Source organism: Streptomyces griseorubiginosus, assembly GCF_017614965.1.
Taxonomy (GTDB): domain Bacteria; phylum Actinomycetota; class Actinomycetes; order Streptomycetales; family Streptomycetaceae; genus Streptomyces; species Streptomyces griseorubiginosus_B.
Genome location: NZ_WVUG01000028.1, coordinates 22,897 through 48,995, shown reverse-complemented (window position 1 = coordinate 48,995; position 26,099 = coordinate 22,897). Strand labels below are relative to the sequence as shown.

Annotated in this window: 19 protein-coding genes; 7 read left to right on the top strand and 12 right to left on the bottom strand. The window is 71.4% G+C overall.

The window, feature by feature from the left end:
- Positions 1-151 precede the first annotated feature (151 nt).
- The gene (locus GRC12_RS08510; RefSeq protein ID WP_208778561.1) at positions 152-1,216 is read right to left on the bottom strand and encodes a BMP family lipoprotein; all 1,065 of its coding nucleotides are present in this window, start codon (positions 1,214-1,216) and stop codon (positions 152-154) included.
- A gap of 290 nt (positions 1,217-1,506) precedes the next feature.
- Positions 1,507-2,727 carry a M20 family metallopeptidase gene (locus tag GRC12_RS08505; protein WP_208778566.1) on the bottom strand — a complete coding sequence of 407 codons (1,221 nt, stop codon included), beginning with the start codon at positions 2,725-2,727 and terminating at the stop codon, positions 1,507-1,509.
- Positions 2,728-2,945: 218 nt separating this feature from the next.
- Here GRC12_RS08505 and GRC12_RS08500 point away from each other — a divergent pair, with 218 nt between their 5' ends.
- On the top strand, positions 2,946-3,614 hold the full coding sequence (locus GRC12_RS08500) for a class I SAM-dependent DNA methyltransferase (RefSeq protein WP_308286499.1): 669 nt from the start codon (positions 2,946-2,948) through the stop codon (positions 3,612-3,614).
- A 965-nt stretch (positions 3,615-4,579) separates the two neighbouring features.
- Here GRC12_RS08500 and GRC12_RS08495 read toward each other — a convergent pair.
- The 4 genes from GRC12_RS08495 to GRC12_RS08480 form a co-directional block, all read right to left on the bottom strand.
- A complete protein-coding gene (locus GRC12_RS08495; protein WP_208778565.1) occupies positions 4,580-5,647 on the bottom strand; it encodes a hypothetical protein in 1,068 nt (355 codons plus the stop codon).
- A gap of 130 nt (positions 5,648-5,777) precedes the next feature.
- Complete coding sequence (locus tag GRC12_RS08490) at positions 5,778-6,716, bottom strand: N-acetylneuraminate synthase family protein (RefSeq protein ID WP_208778559.1); 939 nt, start codon at positions 6,714-6,716, stop codon at positions 5,778-5,780.
- A gap of 15 nt (positions 6,717-6,731) precedes the next feature.
- A complete protein-coding gene (locus tag GRC12_RS08485) occupies positions 6,732-7,997 on the bottom strand; it encodes an N-acylneuraminate cytidylyltransferase (protein ID WP_208778558.1) in 1,266 nt (421 codons plus the stop codon).
- Between the two features lie 71 nt (positions 7,998-8,068).
- On the bottom strand, positions 8,069-9,415 hold the full coding sequence (locus tag GRC12_RS08480; RefSeq protein WP_208778557.1) for a DUF6716 putative glycosyltransferase: 1,347 nt from the start codon (positions 9,413-9,415) through the stop codon (positions 8,069-8,071).
- Between the two features lie 198 nt (positions 9,416-9,613).
- Between GRC12_RS08480 and GRC12_RS08475 the strand changes: the two genes are divergently transcribed.
- From GRC12_RS08475 to GRC12_RS08465, 3 genes are all read left to right on the top strand, one after another.
- Positions 9,614-10,600, top strand: a complete 987-nt coding sequence (locus GRC12_RS08475; RefSeq protein WP_208778556.1) for a glycosyltransferase family 2 protein — start codon at positions 9,614-9,616, stop codon at positions 10,598-10,600.
- On the top strand, positions 10,600-11,946 hold the full coding sequence (locus GRC12_RS08470; protein ID WP_208778555.1) for an alpha-2,8-polysialyltransferase family protein: 1,347 nt from the start codon (positions 10,600-10,602) through the stop codon (positions 11,944-11,946). Before GRC12_RS08475 ends, GRC12_RS08470 begins: the two co-directional genes overlap by 1 nt.
- 201 nt (positions 11,947-12,147) lie before the next feature.
- Positions 12,148-14,811: a glycosyltransferase family 4 protein gene (locus tag GRC12_RS08465; RefSeq protein ID WP_208778554.1), complete on the top strand. Its 2,664-nt coding sequence runs from the start codon at positions 12,148-12,150 to the stop codon at positions 14,809-14,811.
- A gap of 54 nt (positions 14,812-14,865) precedes the next feature.
- Here GRC12_RS08465 and GRC12_RS08460 read toward each other — a convergent pair whose 3' ends face one another.
- Positions 14,866-15,519, bottom strand: coding sequence for a TetR/AcrR family transcriptional regulator (locus tag GRC12_RS08460; protein WP_208778553.1), 654 nt, complete (start codon positions 15,517-15,519; stop codon positions 14,866-14,868).
- 72 nt (positions 15,520-15,591) lie between these two features.
- Between GRC12_RS08460 and GRC12_RS08455 the strand changes: the two genes are divergently transcribed.
- Positions 15,592-16,998, top strand: coding sequence for an FAD-dependent oxidoreductase (locus GRC12_RS08455; RefSeq protein ID WP_208778552.1), 1,407 nt, complete (start codon positions 15,592-15,594; stop codon positions 16,996-16,998).
- Positions 16,999-17,025: 27 nt separating this feature from the next.
- Here the strand turns inward: GRC12_RS08455 and GRC12_RS08450 are convergent, their stop codons facing one another.
- Positions 17,026-18,606: an acyl-CoA mutase large subunit family protein gene (locus GRC12_RS08450; RefSeq protein ID WP_208778551.1), complete on the bottom strand. Its 1,581-nt coding sequence runs from the start codon at positions 18,604-18,606 to the stop codon at positions 17,026-17,028.
- Between the two features lie 234 nt (positions 18,607-18,840).
- On the opposite strand from GRC12_RS08450, the gene GRC12_RS08445 reads away from it, so the two are divergent.
- A complete protein-coding gene (locus tag GRC12_RS08445; RefSeq protein WP_208778550.1) occupies positions 18,841-19,656 on the top strand; it encodes a L,D-transpeptidase family protein in 816 nt (271 codons plus the stop codon).
- A 226-nt stretch (positions 19,657-19,882) separates the two neighbouring features.
- On the opposite strand, the gene GRC12_RS08440 is transcribed toward GRC12_RS08445, so the two are convergent.
- The 4 genes from GRC12_RS08440 to GRC12_RS08425 all read right to left on the bottom strand — a co-directional run bounded on the left by GRC12_RS08440 (position 19,883) and on the right by GRC12_RS08425 (position 23,497).
- Positions 19,883-21,013 carry a hypothetical protein gene (locus GRC12_RS08440; RefSeq protein ID WP_208778549.1) on the bottom strand — a complete coding sequence of 377 codons (1,131 nt, stop codon included), beginning with the start codon at positions 21,011-21,013 and terminating at the stop codon, positions 19,883-19,885.
- Entirely contained in the window at positions 21,013-21,675 is a 663-nt protein-coding gene (locus GRC12_RS08435; protein ID WP_208778548.1) for an RNA polymerase sigma factor, read from the bottom strand. The genes GRC12_RS08440 and GRC12_RS08435 overlap by 1 nt, the downstream gene beginning before the upstream one ends.
- A 298-nt stretch (positions 21,676-21,973) precedes the next feature.
- A complete protein-coding gene (locus tag GRC12_RS08430; RefSeq protein ID WP_208778547.1) occupies positions 21,974-22,714 on the bottom strand; it encodes a hypothetical protein in 741 nt (246 codons plus the stop codon).
- Between the two features lie 165 nt (positions 22,715-22,879).
- A complete protein-coding gene (locus tag GRC12_RS08425; protein WP_208778546.1) occupies positions 22,880-23,497 on the bottom strand; it encodes an RNA polymerase sigma factor in 618 nt (205 codons plus the stop codon).
- A 359-nt stretch (positions 23,498-23,856) separates the two neighbouring features.
- Between GRC12_RS08425 and GRC12_RS08420 the strand changes: the two genes are divergently transcribed.
- Positions 23,857-26,094 (top strand): peptidoglycan recognition protein family protein, encoded by a 2,238-nt coding sequence (locus GRC12_RS08420; protein ID WP_208778564.1) that lies wholly within the window; start codon positions 23,857-23,859, stop codon positions 26,092-26,094.
- Positions 26,095-26,099: the final 5 nt, after the last annotated feature.

Below are 26,099 nucleotides of genomic sequence, written 5' to 3'. Positions count from 1 at the left end.
GGCAAAGGGGGCTGAGGGGGAGGGCAGGCGTCGGCGACGCTAGCGCGGCAACTCCATGCTACACGCGTAGAGTTGACACATTGTTATGGCTCGACGAGGGGGTCTGTCGAGGCCCCCTCGCCGAGCCCGGGTTCCGGCGGGAACCGTCAGGTCAGCTGGTCTTGACCTTGACGGTGCCGTCGACGATCTTCTTCTTCGCGGCGTCCAGCTGGGCCTTGATGTCGTCGATGTAGCCACCGCTGGTGGCCAGGCCGACACCGCCCTTGGCGAGGGAGTAGACCTGGTTGCCCGTCAGCGGCTTGCCGTCGTGCACGGACTTGATGAAGTCGTACACACCGACGTCCACGTTCTTGACCATCGAGGTGAGGATCGAGGTCTTGTACGCGGCCAGGCCCGGGATGTTGTACTGGTCCGAGTCCACGCCGATCGCCCAGGCGCCCTTGACTCCGTGGACGGCCTCGATCGAGCCGTTGCCGGAGGAGCCGGCGGCGGCGTAGATCACGTCGGCGCCGTTGTCGAGCATGCCGGACGCGGCCTCCTTGCCCTTGTCGGGGCTGGAGAAGCCGGACAGGTCCGAGCCGTGGGTCAGGTACTGGACGTCGACCTTGACCTTGGAGTTGGTGTCCTTGACGCCCTGGACGTAACCCGCGGCGAACTTCTTGATCAGCGGGGTGTCGACGCCGCCGATGAAGCCGACGTGGTCCTTCTTGGTCTTCAGCGCCGCCGCCACACCGGCCAGGTAGGAGCCCTGCTCCTCGGTGAAGGTGATGCTGTCGACATTCGGGGAGGTCGCGACCGAGTCGATGAGACCGAAGCTGACCTTCGGGAACTGCTTGGCGACCTTGTCGACCGAGGTGGCGTACGAGAAGCCGACGGCCACGATCGGGTTGTAGCCGGCGCTGGCCAGGTCGGTCAGGCGCTGCTCGCGGTCGGCCTCGGTGTCGGAGGTCTTCGCCGTCAGCTCCTTGATGGAGCCGCCGAACTCCTTCTCGGCCTTGTCGGCACCGCGCGCGGCGGAGTCGTTGAAGGAGCGGTCACCGCGGCCGCCGACGTCGTAGGCGAGGCCGATCTTGATGCCCTTGCCGCCGCCACCCGAGGAGGAGGCGGAGGACGAGCTGCTGTTGCTGTCGGACGAGGTGCTGCCACAGGCTGTGGCAGTCAGTGCGAGAGCTGCGGTGGCGATACACGCAGCGGAAAGCTTGGCTACCCGGCGCACGGGAAGGCTCCTTCACCTGACCTGAGCGCCTTGTCGGCGCTTCATGTGAGCACCATGCCAGTGCTCGGGCCCGGACGCCCCTGCGGCGTCGGCTTCGCGGCATCGTAACGCGCGTAGATGTCAGAAAAAGACCTCTTCCGAAGCCGTTATCGATTCGAGGCAAACGCCGCCTGAACTCCGGGTCTTCGGCCCTGACACGCCGTGATTTCGAAGAGTGCACGATTGGCTTACAACCATGTTGCGCCGGACAGCGCAACGGCCCCCGAAGGGGCCGTCGTGTCACATGCGGGTCACTCCGCCGCGTCCAGCAGGGCCGCCGCCGTGAACAGCTCCACACCGACGGTGATGGCCGACTCGTCGGCGTCGAAGTCGCCCTGGTGCAGATCGCGCACGGTCCGATCGCCGGGGGGGCGCACCCCGAGCCGGGCCATGGCGCCGGGGACCTGCTCCAGGTACCAGGAGAAGTCCTCGCCGCCCAGGCTCTGCTCGGTGCCCTCGACCGAGAGGGCGCCACGGCGGGCGGTCATGGCCTCGCGCAGCAGCTCGGTGACGTCCGGGTCGTTGACGACGGGCGGGACGCCGCGGACGTAGTTGATCTCCGACTTGGCGCCGTGCAGGTTGGCGACCTCGTCGATGGCGGCGACCACCAGGTCCGGGGCCTGCCGCCAGGCACCGAGGTCCAGGCAGCGGACGGTCCCGGAGAGCTCGGCGTGCTGCGGGATCACGTTCGGGGCGTGGCCGGACTCGATGCGGCCCCAGGTGATCGCGAGACCGGCGCGGGTGTCGACCCGGCGGCCGACCAGCGCGGGCACGTCGGTGACGACGCGGGCGGCGGCGGTGACCAGGTCGGTGGTCAGGTGCGGGCGGGCGGTGTGGCCGCCGGGGCCGTCGAGCGCGACCTCCAGACGGTCGCAGGCGGAGGTGATGGCGCCCTCGCGCAGTCCGATGCGGCCGGCGTCCACCCGGGGGTCGCAGTGCACGGCGATGATCCGGCCGACGCCCTCCAGCGCCCCGCACTCGATCGCGTCCGCGGCGCCGCCGGGCAGCACCTCCTCGGCGGGCTGGAACAGCAGCCGGACCGGGCGGGGCAGCCTGCCCTGCCGGTGCATCTCGGCGAGCACGAGGCCGGCGCCGAGCACGACGGTGGTGTGCACGTCGTGACCGCAGGCGTGCGCGCGGTCGGGCACGGTCGAGCGGTAGGGGCACTCGGTCTTCATGTCCGGGATGGGCAGGGCGTCGATGTCGGCGCGCAGGGCCAGCATGGGGCGGCCGCCGTCCCAGTCCCCGATGTCACAGATGAGCCCGGTCCCCAGCGTGAGCACCCGCGGCTTCAGGCCCGCCTTCTCCAGACGGGCCTTGATCGCGGCGGTGGTACGGAACTCCTGGTTGCCCAGCTCGGGGTGCATGTGCAGATCGCGGCGGAAGGCCACGAGCTCGGCACGCAGCGACTCGGGCAGCGTGCCGGGGAGCTTTGCATCCCCGGGAGCGACGGCTTCGGACTCCAGTGACATCAGTTGCTTCACCCTCTAAAGGCTATGACGCCGGGACGGCCGGGCGACCCTCGATCAACAAAACTTCAACCCGTCCGGGAAAGAAAATCTGGTCACTCGACGCATGGGTGCGGTTCGGGATGGGTAAACCTCTTGTTTCTCTACGCATACCACGCCCCGTCGACTCAAGTCGGTTCTGTTCACCTGTCGGACTCGGGGTCCTTGTAGGGTGCGGGCCCGTGAGCTCCGAGATACCGGGTAGCCCGGATTTCCTGCATGCCACCAGGACGTCGTACGACGCGATCGCCCGTCCGTACGCCGAGCAGCTCTCCGACTGGCTCGGGGACAGACCCCTCGATCTCGCGCTGGTCACCGCCTTCGCGGAACTGGTCCGTTCCTCGGGTACGGCGCCGGTGGCCGACGTCGGCAGCGGGCCCGGGCATGTCACGGCGCGGCTGGACGGCCTCGGGGTGCCGGTGTTCGGCGTGGACCTCTCACCCCGGATGGTGGCTCTCGCCCGTCAGGCACATCCCGGGCTGCGGTTCCACGTCGGTTCGATGACCGCGCTGGACCTGCCGGACGAGACGCTGGGCGGGGTGCTCGCCCTGTACTCGGTCATCCACGTCCCGGACGACCAACTCCCTACCGTCTTCGCCGAGTTCCACCGTGTCCTGGTCCCCGGCGGCCATGTCCTGCTCGGCTTCCAGACCGGCGAGGAGGACACCCGCCTCCACCTCACGGAGCGCTTCGACCAGCGGATCTCCCTGGACTACTACTGGCGCACCCCGCAAACGGTCACCGAACAACTGACCAAGGCAGGCCTCCGCGTAACCGCCCAGACCCTCCGCGAACCAACCCCCGACGAAGCCCGCCCGCGCGCCTACGTACTGGCCCACAAGGACGCCTGACCGGGGCGGGCGCGGCGGGGACGACACCCCGCCGGCGCACGGGCTGGGCACGCGGCCAGGTGACCGCCGCCGCACGCCCTGACAGCGGCGGTGACGCCCAGGAGGGTCTGTCTCCGACCCGCCGGGGACGGAAGCGGCGCGTTGGACCGACCGGGGCCTTCCAGGCCCGCAGGGCGGAATGCAGGGCCAAGGGCGAGTGTCCACGGTTATGGGGCGGGGCAAGGGCCGCGTCCAGCCGCAGATTCCCGGCGAGCAGCTCCTTCGGAGCCGCATCCGACCCGCCACACCCCGGCACACCCACCCGCCTGCGGCCGGGGCCCAGCTCGACGCCGTCAGGCCACGTCTCCGCCTCCCCGCGGAGCGGCGTCCACCCCCACCACAGCCCGGCACACGGCCCGCCTGCGGCCCGGGGCACAGCTCGACACCGCCAGGCCATGCCTCCCGACTGCTCGCAGAGCTGCATCCGGCCCCACCACAGCCCGGCACACCGCCCGCCTGCGGCCCGGGGCACAGGCCAACATCGCCAGGCCATGCCCCCGGCTCCCCGCGGAGCAGCATCGATCACCACGGCCCGGCGCACCGCCCGCCTGCGGCCGGGGCCCAGCTCGACGCGGCCAAGCCGCCACGCCCCGGCTCCCCGCGGAGGGGTATCCGGCCCACCAGGCCCGTGCACACCGCCCGCCTGCGGCCCCGGGCGAAGGCCGACACCGCCAGGCCAGGCCCCCGACTCCACGGGGAGCAGCATTCAGCTGCACCACAGCCCGGCACACCGCCCGCCTGCCGCCCCGGGCGAAGGCCGACACCGCCAGGCCACGCCCCCGACTCCCCGTGGAGCAGCATCGATCACCCCGCCACGGCGCACCGCCCGCCTGCAGCCCCCGGCGAAGGCCGGCGCCGTCAGGCCAGCGCCTCGGCTTCCCGGCAGTGGGATGTCCGGCCCGGCGTCCCCGGCTCCCGCGCGGCGTTCAGGCCGTCGTGGTCAAGGTCTGGAGGCGGGTTACGTCTCGGGCCGTTCCTGTGACGCCTGAGAGGAAGCCCTGGGCTCGGGGGGAGGCCTTCTCCGTCAGCCAGGTGGGGTCGATGTCGCAGACCGCCACGCGGACCTCCGTGCCGACCAGGGCCAGGGGGAGGGTGTGGACGACCGTGGAGGGGAAGCTGAGGATCGTGCGGCCCACCGGGCCCCGGCGGGCGATCAGCTCCAGGGGGAGGTCGGGGCGGACGATCTCCAGACCCGTCTCCAACGCCAGCTGGTGGAGTTTCGCGGTGCTCTCCCGGCGGTGGGCGAAGTAGCGCGTGGCGCCGTGGGCCTTGGACAGCGTGCGCACCGCCTCCAGGTAGCGGTCGTGGTCGACCACACCGGTCTCCACCAGCGAGGTGCCCACCATGTCGGCGCCCTTGGTGATCCGCGGCGGCCCGAAGCGGAAACGGGTCCAGGAGAAGTCGTTGGCGAGGAGGGTGACACCGGGCGGTGTCTCGTCCATCGGCATCGAGGAGAACACCGTCACACGGCGCTTGTCGCTCGGGGTCAGCCGGCGCCGGGCCTTGGAGGACACCGGCGCGAAGATCAGGTCGCGCGGGCCCGGCCGCCCGCCCTTGCGGTGCCAGCGCACCAGCCGCTCGCCCCGGGCGAGCTGCGCGACGAACTCCATCGTCGCCGTGCCGTCGTCGACGACGACCAGGTCACGGGCCCGGGTGATGGTCAGCAGAAGCTGCACGTAGCGGGAGAAGGGGTCGCCCAGGACGATCCGGTCGGCGCGCCGGAGCCTGGCCGTGAGACCGCCGATCGTCTGGAACGGAGCCGCCGGACCACCCCGGGCCTCCTCCCAGCGGACCTCGTGCCCCTCCTCGCGGGCCAGTTCGGCCATCCGGCGCAGCTGGCCCCGGGTCATGGGGTCGGTCGGGGACAGCACGACGAGGGTGAGCGCCACGTCAGGCGCGTGCGCGTGCGCCCACTCCAGCACGTTCAGGAGCTGTACCGGGCTCTCGACGAACGCGAGGGTGTGGGGGCCGGTGTTCCCGGCGCGGGGGCTCATCGACGTACGACCGTCCCGTCGTAAGGCGCTCATGAGGCGCGCGGAGGATGCGGGGTCCGAGCGCCCGGGCCGGGGGCGACCGCGGTGGTCGCGTCCCGGCCCGGTGCGTTCGGACTCGGTGCGTTCGGACTCAGACGGAAACCGGCTCGCCGGCCGCCGCCGCGATCTCCGCCTCGGCGACGACGCCCGCGACACGGCGCAGCTTCTTCATCGGGCCGAGCTCGGAGTCGTAGACCTTCTTGACACCGTCACCGAGGGAGGCCTCGATGGTGCGGATGTCGCGGACGAGGCGCGTGAGGCCCTGCGGCTCGACGGAGGCGGCCTGGTCGGAGCCCCACATCGCGCGGTCGAGGGTGATGTGGCGCTCGACGAAGGTGGCGCCGAGGGCGACGGCGGCCAGCGTGGTCTGCAGACCCGTCTCGTGGCCGGAGTAGCCGATCGGGACGTTCGGGTACTCCTGCTGCAGGGTGTTGATCACGCGCAGGTTGAGCTCCTCGGCCTTGGCCGGGTAGGTCGACGTGGCGTGGCAGAGCAGGATGTTGTCGCTGCCCAGGACCTCGACCGCGTGACGGATCTGCTTCGGCGTCGACATGCCGGTGGAGAGGATGATCGTGCGGCCGGTGGCGCGCAGGGCGCGCAGCAGCTCGTCGTCGGTGAGGGAGGCGGAGGCCACCTTGTGGGCGGGGACGTCGAACTTCTCCAGGAAGGCGACGGCCTCGGTGTCCCACGGGGAGGCGAACCAGTCGATCCCCTTCTCCTTGCAGTACTCGTCGATCTGGCGGTACTCGTCCTCGCCGAACTCCACACGGTGGCGGTAGTCGATGTACGTCATCCGGCCCCAGGGGGTGTCGCGCTCGATGTCCCACTGGTCGCGCGGGGTGCAGATCTCGGGCGTGCGCTTCTGGAACTTGACGGCGTCACAGCCGGCCTCGGCGGCCACGTCGATGAGCTTGAACGCGTTCTCCAGCTCGCCGTTGTGGTTGATGCCGATCTCGCCGCAGATGTAGACGGGGCGACCCGGGCCGGCCTCACGCGAACCGAACGTGCGGATGCGGGTGTTGGTGCTCATGGGCGTGAACTGTCCTTACTTGTCGAGGGAGTCGAGAGAGGGGCCGAGGATCCAGCTGGCGATCTCTCGGATCGCGCCGTCGCCACCGGGGACGGTGGTGACCGCACGGGCGGCGCCGCGTACCACGTCGTGGGCGCTCGCGACCGCCACGGGCCAGCCCACGAGGGCGAAGCACGGGAGGTCGTTGACGTCGTTGCCGACGTAGAGCACGCGCTCGGGCGCGATGCCCTGCTCCTCGCACCACTGCTTCAGTGCGAGGTCCTTCCGGTCGATGCCGTGCAGCACGGGAATCTGCAGCTTCCGTGCGCGCGCGGCGACGACCGGGTTCTGCTCCGTGGAGAGGATCAGCATCCGCAGGCCGCTCTTGCGCAATGCGGCGATGCCGAGCCCGTCCCCGCGGTGCACGGAGACGAACTCCTTTCCATCGGCGTCGATCAGCACCCGGTCGTCGGTCTGGGTGCCGTCGAAGTCCAGTACGACCGCGTCGATGTCCGCGGCGGTCGGCAGCGAACCGGGGCGGTCCGCGTCGAAGAGGGGCGCCAGGGCGCGTGCCCGGGCGAGGTCGTGCGGGTCGTCGATCTCCAGCACGCGCGCGGGGTCGGTACGGACGAGTTCCGTACGGCCGAAGAAGCGGTGCTGGTGCTTGCGGAAGCCGGCCGCGTCCATCGCGTAGGCGGCGCCGGTCTCCAGGAGGTCCTGGGGGCGGTCCTGGCGGCGCGGGCGGAAGGACTTGTCGTGGTTGACGCCGTAGCCGCCGCCGGTGGCCGCGTCGGCCTCGGAGACGGTGCCGGCGGCGACCTCGTCCTCGGCGTCGCGCCAGATGAACCCGTGGAAGGGGGCGACGGTCACGGCGGTGTCGGCGCCGTTCTCGACGACCGCGGACGCCACCCCGTCGATGTCCTCGCGGATGATGAACGGGCTGGTGCACTGCACGAACACCACCACGTCGACGGCCGCGCCGTGCAGCGCCTCGTGGGCGTCCATGGCGTGCAGGACGGCGGCCTCGGAGGTCGCGGTGTCGCCGGCGATGGCGGCCGGGCGCAGCACGACCTCGGCGCCGGCCTCGCGGGCGGCGGCGGCGATGGCCTGGTCGTCGGTGGAGACCACGACATCGGTCACCAGACGGGCCGCGAGGCACTCGCGCACCGCCCGCGCCACCAGCGGCACCCCGCCGACGGGGGCGAGGTTCTTCGCGGGCACGCCCTTGGAGCCACCGCGCGCGGGAATGACGGCGAGCACACGGCGCACAGAGGCCCCGGTACGGACCGGCGAGTCGGACATGGGTTGCACTCCTTGTGCGGGGTTCGCTGAGGTTTCACGGGCGGCGAAGCCGCCCTCCGGGGGCGCGGCGCTCACAACTCCCCCATCCGCCGGATGACGGGCGCCACTCGCTGCACCCCGTGCCGGTACGCACCACGAGCAGCGCGCCGCACGATCTGCCGGACGGGCCCCGGCTCCTTGTCCGCGGCGGGAGCCCCCGGCAGCGGACCGCCGTCCGGACCCAGGTGGTGGCGGGCGAGGATGCCGGGCAGATAGCCGGGTGCCGTCGCGGGCGTGTAGTAGGGGGTCAGCGGCGCCAACCCGCCCGGTCGGCCCAGGAGTTTGGCGATGCGCTCACGCGCCGCGTCGAAGGCGGTCGCGTACGAGCCGTCCGCCACGACACCCTGGCGGGCCACCCACTCCTCGTCCGGCACCGGACGGTGCCCGGCGTCCAGCTGGTCCCAGGAGGCGAGACAGCCGGAGCCGACGAAGTGGTGGTTGCCCAGCACCTCGCGCACGCCCAGGTCGGACAGGATCACCGTCGGGATGCGCCGGTGCAGGGACTCCAGCGCGGCGGTCGAGCTGATGGTGACCAGCAGGTCGGTGCGGTCGAGGACCTCGCCCATGTTCCCGTACACCAGGCGGAAGTTGGTCGGCGGATCGAGCCGCTGGACCAGCTTCTGGTAGGGCAGCTCCTCGATGTGGGTGGTGTGTTCGCCCGGCCGGGAGCGCAGCTTGAGCAGCACCTCGCGGTCGGGGTGCAGCCGGGCGTGCCGGATCAGCCGGTCGAGCAGGTACACCCGGTCCCTGCGGTTGTCCGGGACGGACGGCTGGACGGCGAACACCACGGTGTACGGGTCGTGTTCGCCCTCGTAGGGCGCTCCGCCGAGGAAGGGCAGTGCCACCTCGGTCACCGACGAGGCGTCGGCGCCCACCCCCTCGTACACCGCCCGGAAACGCTCGGCGTCCTGGCGGGAGTTGGCGAGCACGAGGTCGGCGCCGTGCCGCAGCAGCAGGCCGTCGGCGAGCTTCTCGTAGACGACGCCGACATAGCCGGTGACCACCACGGGTCGCGAGCTCCGGCCCTCCCACACACGCTTGAGGCCGTGCAGCATCGCCTGCACGCCGCCGCCGACGAGCGCGAGCACGACGACGTCGTACTCCTGCTCGCCCATGGCGCGCAGGAACTCGACGGCGGTGACCTCCCGCAGGGAGTCGGCTCGCACGCCCACCTCGGCCAGCTGGCGCGCGGTCGGCGTGGCACGGCCACGCAGCAGGAATCCGCTCAGCTCGAGACCGACTTGCGCGTCCTCGTCGGGTGCGGCTTCCATGGACGTGCCCGGAGCGATCCGAGCAGCGGTCAACGCACCCCATTTCCAGCGGGTGTCGGAGTCCGCGAGCACGGCGATTCGCGTGGGCTTCGTTGTACTTGGTGGCACGTCCACGACGCTAGGAAGCAATTCCTAGGAGCGGCCCAACCGCACTTGTCCAAAAAGTTAACAGCAGCCCGCCGAGAGCCGAACTGGCCCGCGGAATCGTCGGAAGCACAGGGGATGCACTGTTCCGTCACATGGAGTTCACCCCCTGGACGGACACCGGAAAAGTACCCAGCTGGGCCGCCTCATAGGCTCTCAGGCGTGCCAAAGCTTTCCGTGATCGTGCCGTTCTACAACGTGCAGCAATACGCCCCGGACACCCTCAGAAGCCTTCGACTGAACGCCAGCAAGGATTTCGAGTTCGTACTGGTCGACGACCATTCGAAGGACGAGACTCCGGCGATTCTCGAACGCGCGGCCGACGAGCTTTCCGATGTCGCGCAGGTGCGTTATATCCGCCATGAGAAGAACGGGGGACTCGCCACCGCGCGCAACACCGGCCTGGACGCGGCGCAGGGCGAGTACCTCACCTTCCTGGACGGCGACGACTGGCTGGCCCCCGGCTACTTCGCCGAACTGGTGGCGGCCATCGAGGGGCTGGGCTGCGACTTCGTACGCACCGACCATGTGCAGGCGACCGCCCGCGCGCGCACGGTGCAAAGGGTGCCGATCGGGCGGCGCTGGGAGGTGTTCGACCCGCGCGCGGCGATCCTGCCCGCCGACCGCTCGACCTCCGTGGACTACGCCTTCGCCTGGGCCGGCGCCTATCACCGCCGGCTGCTCGACAAGGGCCTGCTGCACTTCACCGACGGGCTGCGCACGGCCGAGGACCGGCCGTGGATCTGGAAGCTGCACCGCGAGGCGGAGTCGTTCGCCGTGGTGAGCCTGCTCGGTGTGTTCTACCGCCGTGGGGTCGCCTCCTCGCTGACCCAGATCGGCGACGCCCGCCAGCTCGACTTCATCCGCGCCTTCGACCAGGTGATAGAGGAGACGGCGCAGGACCCGGACGCCGACCGGCTGCTGCCGAAGGCCGTGCGCACGTACTGCGCGATCATCGCCCACCATCTCTCCGACGAGGAGAAGTGGGAGCCGTCGGTGCACCGGCAGCTGCGGACGATGAGCGCGGCGGCGATCAAGCGGATGCCGCAGGACATGCTCGGTGACGTCCTGGAGACCATGGACTTCCACCGCTCCACGAAGCTGCGGCGGCTGCGCCGCCGGGTCACCACTGCGAAGGCGGCCGCCTGATGTCCCGTACCACTCGTATCTTCTGCGTCTCGACGCTGTACGGCGCCGCCACCCTGGCCGCGGCGCTGGACTCGGGCTGCTTCCCGGAGCGGGACGGGGAGGAGGAGGCCCGGCGGCTGCTGCTGGTGTTCAACAACTCCACGACGCCGGAAGTGACGTTGCCGGTCGACGAGATGCCGGGCTTCGAGCCGCTGCGCCACCACTTCGACGACATACTGTCCTGGAACGAGGCGATCCGCCCCTTCCATCCCGGTGCCTGGACGCCGCGCCCGGACGACGTCCCGCTCTTCGAGCGCTATCTGCGCATGCTGTGGGAACTGGGCGAGGACCGGGTGGAGTTGGTCCTGGAGTCCATCCAGGTCGCCCCGGCGCTGTCCGTGGCGCAGCTGTTCACGGACGCCCCCATCCACGTCTACGCCGACGGCCTGATGAGCTACGGCCCCACGCGCAACAAGCTCGACCCGCTGGTCGGCACCCGGGTGCGCCGGCTGCTCCACCTCGACCTGGTGCCGGGTCTGAAGCCGCTGCTGCTCACCGAGTTCGACGTCCCCGCGCAGCTCCTGCCGACCGAGGCCTTCCGCAAGGTCATGGGCGAACTGACCGCCGCCGTACCGGAGTTGCCCGCACTGCCGGACAACGCGGCGCTGTTGCTCGGCCAGTACCTGTCCGCGCTGGACATCCTCTCCCCCGAGGACGAGGAGAAACTGCACGTACGGATGATGCGCGGGGCCGTCGAGCGCGGTCACCGCGCGATCGTGTTCAAGCCACACCCCACCGCACCGGCCCGCTACAGCCGCGCCCTGGAGGCGGAGGCCGAGAAGCTGGGCGTCGAGCTGACCGTGCTCGACATGCCCGTCCTCGCCGAGGTGCTGTTCGAGAAGTCGCCGCCCGCACTGGTCGTCGGCTGCTTCTCCACCGCGCTGTTCACGGCGTCGGCGTTCTACGGCCTCCCGGTCGCCCGCATCGGTACCGAGCCGCTCCTGGAGCGTCTGACGCCGTACCAGAACAGCAACCGGGTCCCGGCGGTGCTGGCGGACGCGCTGATCCCGGACCTGGAGGGCCGCAAGGGCGAGGAAACGATCCCCGCGCAGACCCTGGACGGTCTGGTCAAGGCGGTCGGGTTCGCCATGCAGCCGCAGATCTACCCGTCGCTGCGCCGGGACGCGGAACGCTATCTGTCGAAGAACCTCACGGCGCGCACCAAGCGGTACTTCAGGCGCCGCCGGCTGACCTCGCTGGGGCTGCCGGGCGGCATCCCGGAACGGCTCGCCTTCCTGCCGCACAACTCCACCGCCCGCCGAGTGGTGCGGCGCGCACGGGCGTTGAAGAAGGCCGTCAAGCGCTGAGCCGGGCCCGGCCCACGAGGCTCCTTGCAGTCGCACGGTGGCGACACCGCGCGACCGCAAGGAGCTTCTTACTTTTTTGGGCCTTTTGGCCTCCCGTACAGGAACCCCACAGGGTTCGATCCCCAGCTGTTCACCGACGGTTCCCCCGAAGTTCGATTGCGGAGGGAACCCGTTCGTATTTCATGCCCTCTTATGAAGGTTATGCGCATCGCAGTCTTCGTCGAGAACCGCAACGGTGTCGGTCTCGCGGCGGAGATCATGAAGGCCCCCGGAGCCCACGCCCACTCGTTCCACCTGGTCACCGCCGACCGGGACGGGGATGTGGCGGGCTGGATCGAGCAGGAGGCCGCGGCCCGTTTCGACGACCTCAAGGTGCACAACCTCTTCCAGGTCGACGAGCCGCTCAGCGCCGCCGAGTTCCTCGAGGAGGTGGGCCGCCGGATCCGCGCGTTCACCGAGCAGGAGCGCATCGACCGGCTGGTGTTCTTCAACGACCAGTCGCAGCGCGGCCGCCGGGTCGCCGGGGAACTCGGCCGTACCCTGCCGCTGGTCCTCGTCCAGGACGGGCACCTCGACTTCCACTTCAAGAAGACCGACGCGGGCCTGCGCGACCAGAACTGGTACTACGGATCCTCCTCCCCCGCCGCCGTCTGCGTCTGGGGCCCCGCGACCGCGCACCACCTGCTGTTCCGCTCCGCGGACGCCGACGCGCCGGTCCACATCACCGGCGCGCTCGGCCACAGCGACGACCCACTGCTGCTGCGCGCGGCCCGCTCCACCACCCATCGGCACGCGGGGCGTCCCGGTGAGCCGCTGCGCATGGTCGTCCTCGACCAGCCGCTCAGCGACCAGCGCAAGCTCTCCCGGGGCGACCACCGCGAGCAGCTGACGGAGTTGTGCGAGGCGCTCACCGCCTTCGGCGAGGTGGAGATCAAGCCGCACCCCTCCACCCTGCGCGGCCACCTCGAATGGCTGCGGACCCTGCCCGACGTGACCGTGCTGGACGAGAGCGCGCTGCTGGAGGCCGAGGCCCTCGACGGCTACGACCTCGCCATCACCTTCTTCTCCACCACCTATCTGCAGACCCTGCGCGCGGGCACCCCGCTGATCCTGTTCAGCCCGCCCGCGCTGAACATCGTCTTCCCGACGATCAACCACCCGCTCCTGCGCAACGTCGGCACGGTCGGCGAACTCGTCGACGTCGCCGCCGACCTGCAGCGCTCGGGCAAGTTCACGGCCAACGCGCACGGCGAGCCGGTCGAGCACTTCATCACCTTCCACGACGACGTCCCGGCCCGTGTGCTGCGCCGCATCGAGGAGGCCGAGATCCCCCTCGAGCGGCCGGCGCCCCGCTGGTCCGCCCCGGAGGACGGGCCGCGGGGCCACCTCTCGCGCGCCGAGCGCGCCCTGCGGGCCGTCGAGGGCCGGATGAACCGGCCGCGCTCGCTGGCGATCCTGGGTCTCGGCTTCTCCTACGTCACCGGCGTGGCGATCCCCGTGCTCACCTACACCCAGGCCCTGCTCGCGCAGTCCCCGGTCGACATCCGCTACTTCGACCTCGGGGTGTACTCACGCACCGAGGACGTGCTGGCCGACCTGGAGGGCACCGAGGTCGTCCTGATCAACAGCCTTGCCCCGTTCTGGCGTTCGGCGCTCGCCAACGAACTGACCGAGGCGCTGGTCGCGCTGGGCAAGTCCGTGGTGCTGTACGCCCACGAGACCGAGTACGTCATGAACTTCGAGGGCGAGCAGCACGCGCTGCGGCACGCCGAGATGCTCAAGGTGCTGCCGAAGATCAAGGTGCTGTGCGTGTCCACCGCGCAGGCCGACATGTTCCGGCAGATCGGCGTGAGCGATCCGGTCGTCGTCTACAACACCGTGCCGCTCGACACCCACCGCGCCCGGGCCCGGCAGACGCCGGGTGAGCGGCCGCGGATCGTGATGGTCGGCTCGATGCAGGACCGCAAGGGGCTGGACCTGTTCTCACGGGTCGCGGAACTGGCGTACGCGCAGGGGCTGCCGTGGCGGTTCGCCTGGATCGGCCACAAGACCTGGCGGATCGGTCCCTCGACGCTGCTGTCGGACCGCGTCGAGTGGATGGGAGCGCTCTCCCGGGACCGGGTGCGCGAGGAACTCGCGGCCTCCGACGTCTTCTTCCTCTCCAGCGTGGACGACCCGATGCCGCTGTCGGTGGTCGAGGCGGTGCAGCAGCGGCTGCGGACCGTCACCTACCACCGGGTGGGCTCGCGCGAGGTGCTGGAGGGTGTGCCCGGCTACCGCTCCTTCGCCGAGTACACGCCGGAGGCGGCGTTGGACGCGCTGCGGCACGTCCTCGACGAGGAGGTCTCGGAGGAGGAGTACCAGGACGTCGAGGCGCTGTTCGACATCTCCGCCTTCACCGCGCGGATGACGACGGCGCTGGGCCTGGCCGGCCCCCGGGACGTGGCGCCCGCCGCGGCCCCCGAGGAGCCGGACGGCGAGACCGCCTACGGCGAGGGCCCCTTCTCCGCGGTGCTCTCCCGGCACGGCAAGTACCTCGCCGAGGACTTCACCCGGCACTTCACCGCGGGCAAGCACGACGACGCGCTGCGGGTCGGCACCGAGATCCTGCGCCGCCGGCAGCCCGTGGACGTGCTGATCGGCATGGCCGAGATCCGCTCCGGGCGCGGCGACGTCGACGAGGCCTGCCGGCTGCTGTCCGCCGCCGCGATCGCGGGCGGCGACCGGATGCGGGTCTGGTCGGAGATCTACCGGGTGGCCGGCGGCCTCGGGGCGCGCGGCAAGGCGATACGGCAGCTCGCCCGCAAGGAGTCGATCCGGATCGACCTCGCCAACCGCTCGGCGCGGCTGCTGAAGTCCGACTGAGGGCGAGCCTCGATGAGCCTCATGGGGTGAGGTCCTGACGCTCGCGTCGGGGCCTCACCCCTTCGGCTGGTAACGGGCCTCGATCCCCGCGACGATCAGCGCCAGGCCCTCCTCGAAGTGCCGGTCGTAGTCCTCGAAGATCTCCGCGCCCGCGGACGCCGACAGCGGGAACTCGGCCAGCAGCCGGGCCCGTTCCGCCACGTCGTAGCCCTCCCTGCGCTCCCCCGGGGCGGGTTGGACGCCCTGCTCCTCGGTGACGAAACCGATGGTGTACGCGTAGGCGGTCGCGCTCGCCCGGACGGCCTGGGCGAGGGTGAAGCCGGCCGCGGTGAACAGGCGCAGGTTCTCCTCCATCTCCCGGCCGTGCTCGGTGCCGGTGAAGCGTGAGCCGCTGTAGACCTTGGCGCCGTCGCGGTAGCCGAGCAGGGCGGCGCGCAGGCCCCGGTTGGCCTTCAGCATGCGTTCCTGCCAGGTGTCGTCCGGGTCGAGGTCGGTTCCGGCGAGCATGCGGCGGTACATCTCCGTCGCCATCTCGTCCAGCAGGGCCTGCTTGTCCTTGAAGTGCCAGTACAGCGCGGGCGCCTTGACGTCCAGCTCCCTGGCGATGGCCCGCAGGGTCAGGCCCTCCAGACCGCCCTCGTTCAGCAGCTTCAGGGCGGTGTCCGCGACCCGCTTGCGGTCGAGGGGCGCGCGCTTCTCCGTACTCACGCTTGACAGCTTAACAGCGTTAAGGGCACCCTCGTGACCGACGGCACTTAACAGCGTTAAGGGGACTGGATCATGAACACGGACGTACTGGTCGTGGGCGCCGGGCCCACCGGACTCACGCTCGGCATCGATCTCGCGCGGCGCGGGGTGGACGCGCTGGTGGTGGAGCGGGGCGAGGGACTGACGCCCGGCTCACGGGGCAAGGGCCTGCAGCCGCGGACGCAGGAGGTCTTCGACGACCTCGGGGTGATCGACGCGATGCGAGCGGCCGGCGGCCCCTATCCCGTCGGGATGATCTGGCGGGACGGCGAGCCGCAGGGCGAGCACCGGATGATGGACCCGGACGAGGACACCGACGAGGACTCGCCGTATCTGCTGCCGCTGATGGTGCCGCAGTGGCGCACCCAGGAGGTCCTGTACGCGCGCCTGACCGAGCTCGGCGGAAACGTGGCCTTCGGGCAGGAGCTGGTGGGCCTGGAGCAGGACGCGGACGGAGTGACGGCGCGCTTCGCGAACGGCTCCACGGTGCGCGCCCGCTACCTGGTGGCCGCCGACGGAGGACGTTCGGCGGTGCGGCGGGCGGTGGGGATCGGCATGACCGGGGAGACGGTCGACCCCAACCCGGTGCTGGTCGCGGACGTACGGATCACCGGACTCGGCCGCGAGTACTGGCACATCTTCCCGCCCCGGGGCGAGGATGGCGGCTACCTGGCGATCTGCCCGCTCGCCGGGACGGACGAGTTCCAGCTGGTGGCGCAGTTCCCGGACGGCACGGAGGTGGACACCGGCCTGGAGGGCGTGCGCGGGGTGGCCGCCGAGCGCACGCACATCGCCCCGGCGGACATCACCACCCTGTCCTGGTCCTCCGAGTTCCGCCCCCGCGCGGCCCTCGCGGACCGCTTCCGCGCCGGGCGGGTCTTCCTCGCCGGGGACGCGGCGCACGTCCACTCCCCCGCCGGCGGGCAGGGCCTCAACACCAGCGTCCAGGACGCCTACAACCTGGGCTGGAAGCTGGGCGCGGTACTGCGGGACGGGGCGGCCGCGGACCTCCTGGACACCTACGAGGAGGAGCGGCGCCCCATCGCCGCCCATGTCCTGGGCCTGTCCACCGCCATCCACCGCGACGAGGCGCGCCGCGGCAGGGCGACCCGCCAGCTGGGGCTCGGCTACCCGGACTCCTCGCTGACCGCCGAGACCCGCACGGACCCGGCCGGCGCCGTCCGCGCCGGCGACCGCGCACCGGACGCGGAGTGCGACACCGGCCGCCTCTTCGACGCCTTGCGCGGGCCGCACTGGACCCTGCTCGCCCTGGACACCGAGGCACCGGCCCCCGGGGAAGGGGTACGGCTCGTGCACGCGAGCACGCCGAAGCCGTACGGCAAGGGACTCCTCCTGATCCGGCCGGACGGTTACGTCGGCTGGGCGGGCGACTCCGCGGCCGGACTGGACGCCTACCTCACCCGGGTCGGCCTGAGCTGACCCCTGGGTCCCCCGTGCCGGTGCCGATCAGAAGGCGTCCGAGGGCACGTAGGTGCCCCAGACCTCCCGCAGCGCGTTGCAGACCTCGCCGACCGTCGCGCGGGCGCGCAGGGCGTCCTTCATCGGGTAGAGGACGTTGTCCTCGCCCTCGGCCGCCTTCTTCAGGGCGTCCAGGGCCGCGTCCACCGCCTGCTGGTCGCGCTCGGCGCGCAGCTTCGCCAGGCGTTCGGCCTGCTGGGCCTCGATGGCGGGGTCGACGCGCAGGGGCTCGTAGGGCTCCTCCTCGTCGAGCTGGAAGCGGTTGACGCCGACCACCACCCGCTCGCCGGAGTCCGTCTCCTGGGCGATGCGGTAGGCGCTGCGCTCGATCTCGCTCTTCTGGAAGCCGTGTTCGATGGCGGAGACGGCCCCGCCGAGGTCCTCGACCTTCTGCATCAGTTCCAGCGCCGCCGCCTCGACGTCGTCGGTCATCTTCTCGATGACGTAGGACCCGGCGAAGGGGTCGACGGTCGCCGTCACGTCCGTCTCGTAGGCGAGGACCTGCTGGGTGCGCAGGGCCAGCCGGGCCGACTTGTCCGTCGGCAGGGCGATCGCCTCGTCGAAGGAGTTGGTGTGCAGGGACTGCGTGCCGCCGAGCACCGCGGCCAGCCCCTGGACGGCGACCCGGACCAGGTTCACCTCCGGCTGCTGGGCCGTCAGCTGGACGCCCGCCGTCTGCGTGTGGAAGCGCAGCATCAGCGACTTGGGGTTCTTCGCGCCGAACTCCTCCCGCATGACCCGGGCCCAGATCCGGCGCGCGGCACGGAACTTGGCGACCTCTTCGAGGATCGTCGTGCGCGCGACGAAGAAGAAGGACAGGCGCGGGGCGAAGTCGTCGACGTCCATGCCGGCGGCGACCGCCGTGCGCACGTACTCGATGCCGTCCGCGAGCGTGAACGCGATCTCCTGCGCGGGCGAGGCACCGGCCTCCGCCATGTGGTAGCCGGAGATCGAGATCGTGTTCCACTTCGGGATCTCGGCCTTGCAGTACTTGAAGATGTCGGCGATCAGACGCAGCGAGGGCTTGGGCGGGAAGATGTACGTCCCGCGCGCGATGTACTCCTTCAGCACGTCGTTCTGGATCGTGCCGGTCAACTGGTCGGCGGACACGCCCTGTTCCTCGGCGACCAGTTGGTACAGCAGCAGCAGCAACGACGCCGGCGCGTTGATCGTCATCGACGTGGAGACCTTGTCCAGCGGGATGCCGCCGAAGAGCACCCGCATGTCGTCGACCGAGTCGATGGCGACGCCCACCTTGCCGACCTCGCCGTGCGCGATCGGCGCGTCGGAGTCGTGGCCCATCTGGGTCGGCAGGTCGAAGGCGACCGACAGACCCATCGTGCCGTTGGCGATCAGCTGCTTGTAGCGGGCGTTGGACTCGGTCGCCGTACCGAAGCCGGCGTACTGGCGCATGGTCCAGGGCCGGCCGGTGTACATGGAGGGGTACACGCCCCGCGTGAACGGGTACTTGCCCGGCTCGCCCAGCTTCTCGGCCGGCTCCCAGCCCTCCAGGCTCTCCGGCCCGTAGACCGGCTCGATGGGCAGTCCGGACTCCGACTCGCGCGCCATGGTGTGATGCCTCCCGCTGAGCTACTGGCCAGTACAGACCGACCCTCCTGCGGAGCGTAGCGGTGCCCGTGCGGCCCTTGCAGGGGAGCACGCTGGGACCTTCCTCACAGGTGTTCTGCGGCCTCCGTCACAACCATGCACCGCCGTTCGCGAGGCGTCACCCGCGGGCAGCATGTCAGGTGACACACGGGCTCATCGGTGAGACCTCGGGGGTGGGATGTGCGTACTACGGGCATGGGCACCAAGGCCGCCGTCGGCGCGGCGCTCGTGGCTCTGGTGAGCGTCTGGGGCTGCACCGTGCAGGGAGGCGACGGCAAGGGCGGATCGCCGGTGCACATCGTGCTGCCGAGCAGCACCCCGTCGGCCTCCGGGTCCGACGGCGGGCGGAGCACGCCCCCCGCCCCGTCCGGCTCCGGCGCCGCCGTGCTGTGGTCGCGCGGCGACTCGGGATCGGGCGTGCGGGAACTCCAGGCGCGGCTCAGGCAGGTCGACTGGCTCTTCGACGGTCCGACGGGGTCGTACGACGACCTGACCGAGGCCGCGGTCAAGGGGTTCCAGGGCAAGCGGGGACTGCCGAAAACCGGTGAGACGGACACCGTCACCTGGCAGCGGCTGAAGAAGATGACCCACGAGCCGGGCACGTGGGAGCTGTACCTGATGGGCGGGCAGCCCGCCGGCGCCCCCGATCCGCGCTGCACGACCGGACGTGTGCTGTGCATCGACAAGACCACCCGCACCCTGCGCTGGATGATCGACGGCCGGACGGTCTCGGAGATGTCCGTCCGCTTCGGCGCCGTCGGCACGCCCACCCGGGAGGGCGTGTTCCACGTGTACTGGAAGTCCCGTGACCACTGGTCGACGCTGTACGACTCCCCGATGCCGTACGCCATGTTCTTCAGCGGCGGCCAGGCGGTGCACTACTCGTACGACTTCGCGGCCCGCGGCTACGCCGGCGGCTCGCACGGCTGCGTCAACGTCCGGGACGAGGCGGCGATCTCGAGCCTGTACGCGCAGGTGCGCAACGGCGACAAGGTCGTCGTGTACCGCTGAGACGCGGGCAAGGGGATGTGTGGGGCGCGGGCGGGACCGGGGGAACGTGTCCCGCCCGCGCCGAGGTGCACGAGCCGTGGGTACGGGGGGAACCCCGGCTCTGTGCGACGGCCGATGACCAGTCGGCTCACTCTCTACTGCGTCGGAACGGCCGAAAACGTTACGGGTGCGGCCGAGAAAACATCACGGCTCGCGTCGACGCAGGTCAGAGGGGGCGACTGACGGTTCAGAGGGCGGTGTACGTCGGGGTCGGCGCCGGGGTGTGCGCCGCGAGGGGCGCGGCGGACATGAGGGGGTCGTCGCCCGTGCCCGTTCCGCTGCCGCCGGAACCGCCGCCAGGCGCTATGTGGTTGCCTTCGTCGTCGCCGCCGTGGCCGCCCTGGTCGCCCTGACCTCCGGAGCCGTTGCCCTCGCCCCGGCCGCCTTTGCCGTTTCCCTTGCCGTTGCCCCGGCCGTCGTCGCCTTTGCCGTTGCCCTTGCCCTCTTTGTCCTTGCCGCCCCTGGTGTTCTTGCCGTCGCGGCCGTTGGCCTCGGCGCCGAGGACGGTCTTGCAGTACTTCCAGACGCGGTCGGGCGTGGCGCCGCCGGCCGCGTTCTCCAGGGCCTGTCTGCGATGGGCGGTCAGTTCCTTGCCGCCGAGCGCGTCACGGCACGTCGAGGGGGCCTGCTCGCGCCACCAACTCCCGGCTTCGGCACCGGACTTGCCCGTCGGTTCGTCGTCGGTCGTGCCGCCCGGCGTGCCCGCTTCGGGGGTACCGCCGGTGGAGTCATCGGGCGTGGGCGCGACCTGGGCTCCGCTCGGCGTGGGCGAGACCGTCGGACGGTCGGGCGTGACCCCGGCCGAGACGGCCGGACTCGGCTCGTCACCGCCGAACGGCGTCGGCAGGATTCCGCTTGTCGCCGCGGCGGCGACCCCGCCGACCATGCCGACCGCCAGCGCGGCGGCCATCCCGAACCGCGCGGGCCGGCTCCAGCGGGACCGCCGGGCGGCACGGCCCGGGGCGCCGATACTGACGAGCCCGGCGTCATGACCGCCCCCGGGAGGGCCGCTGTGACCACCTGCACGGCGATCGACATCGGAGGTCTGGCGGTGTCCGTCTCGGTGGCCCGCGCTGGTCTGCTCGGCGGCGCCCGCGTTGGCGTCGGCGGTCGAGCGTGCTGCGCGGAACGCGGCCAGCGCGGCTGCCTCGCCGGGGAGTTCGGCGTTGCCCGATGCCTCCGGGGTGAGCGACTCCAGGGTTTTCGCGAGCCGTTCGGCCTGGTCGCGGGCGGCGGCGTCGACAGCGTCCAGTGACCCACCGCGCAGCAAAAGCTCCGCTGTTTCGCGGTCCAGCCACTTGTACTGCTCGTCGGCCATCACATGTCCTTCTGCGTCCGCGCGCGCAGATGCGTCACACTCGCGGACGTCACCGCACGCCCGTGCGGTTCTCGCTGGGGCGGCAGCGCGTCGAGGCCGCCGCTGGATTCCGGATCCTCGCCGAGCAGTTCGGCGAGACGCTTCAGACCGCGATGCGCGGCCGTACGGACGGCACCCGGCCGCTTGCCGAGCGTCTCGGCCGCGCTCTTGGCGTCCAGGCCCACGACCACGCGCAGCACGACCGCCTCGGCCTGGTCCTGCGGCAGCCGGGCGATCAAGGAGAGGGTGTGGTCGGTTGCGAGGGCCTCCATGGCCTCGCCCGCCGTGTCGGACTCCGCCGGCCTGGCGGTCAGTTCCGTCTCGTCGCCGCCGATCGCGGGGCGGCGGCCGCGCATCCGTATGTGGTCCAGGGCGCGGTTGCGGGCGATCCGGGCGGCCCAGCCCCGGAAGCGGTCCGCGTCTCCGCTGAACCGGTCCAGGTCGCGGGCGATCTGCAGCCAGGCCTCGGAGGCCACGTCCTCCGCGTCCGGGTCGCCGACGAGGGTGCGGACGTATCCGAGCAGCCGGGGGTGCACGGTTCGGTACACAGCACGGAACGCGGTCTCGTCCCCGTCCTGTGCCGCAAGCACCGCGGCGGTCAGCTCCGCGTCGTCCCCCAGCACCCGTAATTCCTCAGTCGACGGTCGGCCGGTGGTCACGGCGATCATGCGAGAGCCACGCCCGGCGCGAAAGGCACGTTACGACCTGAAACCGCTGCTCGTCCATGTCCGTACAATTCTCAACCACTCCGTTACGGGACTGGCCGCACCCGGGGTGTGACAGAAACCGCACTCATGGCGCTGTAGAAGATACGGGCCGCCGCGCGGCCCGACCGCGCGACGGCCGGGGCCTCTCCTGTGGGGGGTGGCGGCCCCGGCCGTTGCTTCGGTGGCCGAAACCGCAGGGTTCGCGGGGTGGCTGTCAGCCGTTCTTCCCGTTGCCGCCGTTGCCGTTGCCCTTGTCGGCGCTCTTGCCGTTGTCGGACTTGCCGGAGTCGTCGGCCGCGTTGCCCTTGGCGTTGTCGGGCTTGGTGGTGGGCGTGCGGAGTCCCAGCTGCTCGGCGCAGTAGGCCGCGACGTTCGCCTCGCCGCCCGCGGCCGTGATCAGCCGTTGCCAGGCCGTCGACTGCAGTGCCTTGCCGTTGCCCTTGACGTGTTCGTAGGCCTTGCAGTGGGCCTCGGTGTCCTGCGCCGTGGACGGGCGGTCCGGGTGCGTGGTGCCGGGCGCGGTCGAGCCGTGCGACGGTCGGGCGGCCGGGTGGGTCGTGGGTGCGGTGGGCTGCGCCTGGTGCGGGCTCTTGTGGTCGGGGCCGGACGAGCCGACGGTGCCGATCGCCGCGAACGCGACGCCGCCCAGGGTGAGTCCGGCCAGCGACAGGGTGAGCGTGGCCTTGAGGGAACGGCGGGTGCGGGTGCGCTCACGCGGGCGCCAGTCGTCACGGCGCCGGGTCCGCGCGCGGTGCGCGCCGGCGTCCCTCGCCTCCCGGAACGCGGCCACCGCCCGCTGCTCGGCCTCGCCGTCGACGCCTGCGGACCGCATGACCCCGGCCAGCAGGAACTCCAGTTCTGGTCCGTCCGTCCGCTGCCCGGCCCCGGACACGCTGCCGTCATGGTGCGCACGCCGACGACCGGGGGCACCGCCCTCGCTCTGCCGTTCACCCATGCCCGCATCCATCCGTGTCCGACGGCCGTCCGCCGTCGCCGTAATCGCCACCACCAGGCCCGACAGCTCCCGTGCCGGAGTCGGCGCCCGGATCCGCGCGTCCGGTCGGGGCCGTCGCGTCGTCGGCGTCCACGCCGTGGTTGACGTACGTTCCGTCGCTGACGTTCATTTCGACTCCCCCAGCGTCCGGGGGTCGTCATTCGTCACACCCGGGGCGCCGAGCAGGGCGGCCAGGCGCTTCAGGCCCCGGTGGGCGGCCGTGCGGACCGCGCCGGGGCGTTTGCCGAGGACGCGGGCCGCGGCGGGGCCGTCGAGGCCGACGACCACCCGCAACAGCACGGCCTCGGCCTGGTCGCGGGGCAGTCCACGGAGGAGTTCCAGGGCGCGCTCGGTGGACAGCGCCTCCAGGGCCTGGTCGTGGGTGCTGTGCGGCCCGGGCAGGTCCAGTACGTCCTGCTCAAGACCCGCCGACCGGGGCCGTACCTTCTGCCGGCGCAGATGGTCCAGCGCGCGGTGCCGGGCGATGGTCGCCGTCCAGCCGCGGAAGCCCGCCCCGTCGCCGCGGAACCGTCCGAGATCGCGGGCGATCTCCAGCCAGGCGTCCGACGCCACGTCCTCCGCGTCGTCGCCGACGATCCCGCGCAGATAGCCGAGCAGTCCGGGCTGCACGATCCGGTACGCCGCCGCGAACGCGGCCTCGTCGCCCTCCTGGGCCCGCGCGACGGCCGCGCCCAGCTCCCCGTCGGACGCCTGCGTGCGGCGGGGTTCCCGTGCCTGGCCCAACGACTGTCCTCGTTCGTACGCGTGCGAAGGTGGCCCTGCCGGGCCCGCCCCGTGCGGCACCTCCGTCCGTGCGCACACCTCCACGCTCATCAGCGCCAGGCGTCACGGAAGTGTCACAGCCCGTCGATCGGGAGCGCCCGGAACACCCGGGGTGACGTTTGGCCATCGGTCAACGCTGTGTGTATGTGCCACCTGTGCAACAGGAGTGACAGCCATGACTGGCGTGACAGTTGCGGCAGGTGTGGCAGTTATCACGGTCACGGTCTTTCTTTTCTAGGGGTGGGGTAGTGAGTCCACGCGGCACGCGTGCGTACAGACCGCTGAGCTTCAAGCGCCGGGCGTGGCTGACGCTCGGCGCGGTGGTGCTGGGGAGCGGGGGTGTGGTGACGTACGCCGTCGCCGGCCCGTCCGCCGACCACGGCGCCGGTGTCCGGGCCAAGCGCCCGGTGAAGGTCTACGACCTGGCGCTGAAGGGCACGGCGAGCGGCAAGCGGGAGCTGCCCCGCACCGAGACCAGGCAGTTCTCGATGCTCGGCGTCTCCTGGACCGGGCCGACCCAGCGGCTGCACGGCACCGCCCAGGTCCGTACCCGCAGCCTGGAGACCGGCGCGTGGTCCGCCTGGCGCGATCTGGAGACGGACACGGCTCCGCTGGTCGACCCCGAGGCCGGTCCCGACGCCCGCGGCGCGTCCGAGCCGCTGTGGGTCGGCCCCTCCGACGGCGTCGAGGTCCAGGTCGTCCACAAGGACGGCTCCACCAGCGCGGGCCTGCCCAAGGGCCTGCAGGTCAACCTGGTCGACCCCGGCGTCGCGACGACCGCCGAGACGAAGGCCGCCGAGCCGGCCGCGTACGTGGCGGAGGCGAGCCCGACGGACGGCACGTCCCCGAGCGACAGCCCGAGCCCGAGTGACTCCGTGGCGCCGACGGACTCCGGGTCACCGACGGACACCGTGTCACCGACCGGCTCCGTCTCCCCCAGCGACAGCGTCTCCGCACCGGCGAGCGACTCGGCCTCCGCGTCCGCGAGTTCGTCCCCGTCGGCGAGCGCGTCCGTGAGCGTCCCGCCGGCGCCGCCGTCCACCGTTCCCGAGCCGCCGATCGTCTCGCGGGCCGGATGGGGTGCCGACGAGTCGCTCAGCCCCGATCCGTCGGAGTACAACGCCGATGTGAAGGCCGTGTTCGTGCACCACACGGACGGCTCGAACGACTACTCGTGCGCCGACTCCGCGGCGATCGTGCGGGGCATCTACGCGTACCACACGCAGACCAACGGCTGGAACGACATCGGCTACAACTTCCTGGTCGACAAGTGCGGGACGATCTTCGAGGGCCGCAAGGGCGGCGTCGACCGTCCCGTGCTCGGCGCGCACACCTACGGCTGGAACCGTGAGTCGGCCGGCATCGCGGTGCTCGGCGAGTACACCACCACCGGCGCCTCCAACGCCGCGCTGGAGTCGGTCGCCCGGATCGCGGCCTGGAAGCTCGGCCAGTACGGCGCCGACCCCGCGACGACCGTGCAGCTCAAGTCGGGCGCCACGCAGACGAACTACTTCGGCACCAGTTTCACCGCGGGAGGTTCCTACACCTTCAACCGGATCTCCGGTCACCGCGACGGCTACAACACCCAGTGCCCCGGCAGCTCCCTCTACGCCCAGCTGCCGACGATCCGCGCCTGGGCGTCCGGCCCGGTGCAGGGCCTGAAGCTCACCTCGCTGTCCGGTGCGGCCCCGTCCGGCTCGACGTACTACACCAAGGGCGCGATCACGGCGAAGTGGTCGACGACGACCCCGGGTTCGCTGATCTCCCGGTTCGAGCTGCTGGTCGACGGCAAGGTCGCGGCCACCGCCTCCGGCACGGCCACCTCGGTCGGCGCCACGCTGCCCTCGGGCCGGCACAGCGTCGCCGTACGGGCCGTGCACCAGTCCGGCAAGACCGCGACGAGCTCCGCGCTGACCGTCGTCACCGACACCACGGCGCCCACTTTCACGACCGCGCCGAAGATCTCCCTGCGCACCGGCACCGTCAACACCACGGCCGTCCCGGTCACCCTCGGCTGGAAGGCGGCCGACGACGCGGCGCTGAAGTCGGTGAGCCTGCTGTCGCCGACGACGGCCGCCTTCGGCCCGACCACGACCAGCTCCAGCCGCACCGCCACGTCCGGTACGGCGAGCACCTGGTCGATGAAGGCGTACGACTACGCGGGCAACACCCGCACCTCGTCGCCGTCCTACACGCCGGTGATCCTGCAGGAGACCTCGGCCGTCAGGTCCGGCAGCTGGACGGCCCGTTCGTCCAGCAGCTACCTCGGCGGGAAGTCGTACTCCAGCGGTTCCAAGGGCGCGAGCCTGACGTGGACCTTCACCGGCCGCTCGGCGTCCTGGGTGGTGTCGCGGGCGTCCACCTCGGGTCAGGCGTACGTGTACGTCGACGGCGTGAAGGTGAGCACGGTCGACCTGAAGTCCGCGACGACCCTGTACCGCCAGGCGATCTGGACCAGGACCTGGTCCGGGAGCGCCAAGCACACGGTGAAGATCGTGGTGGTCGGCACGAGCGGCCGTCCGACGATCACGACGGACGGCCTCGTGTACGTCAAGTAGATCGT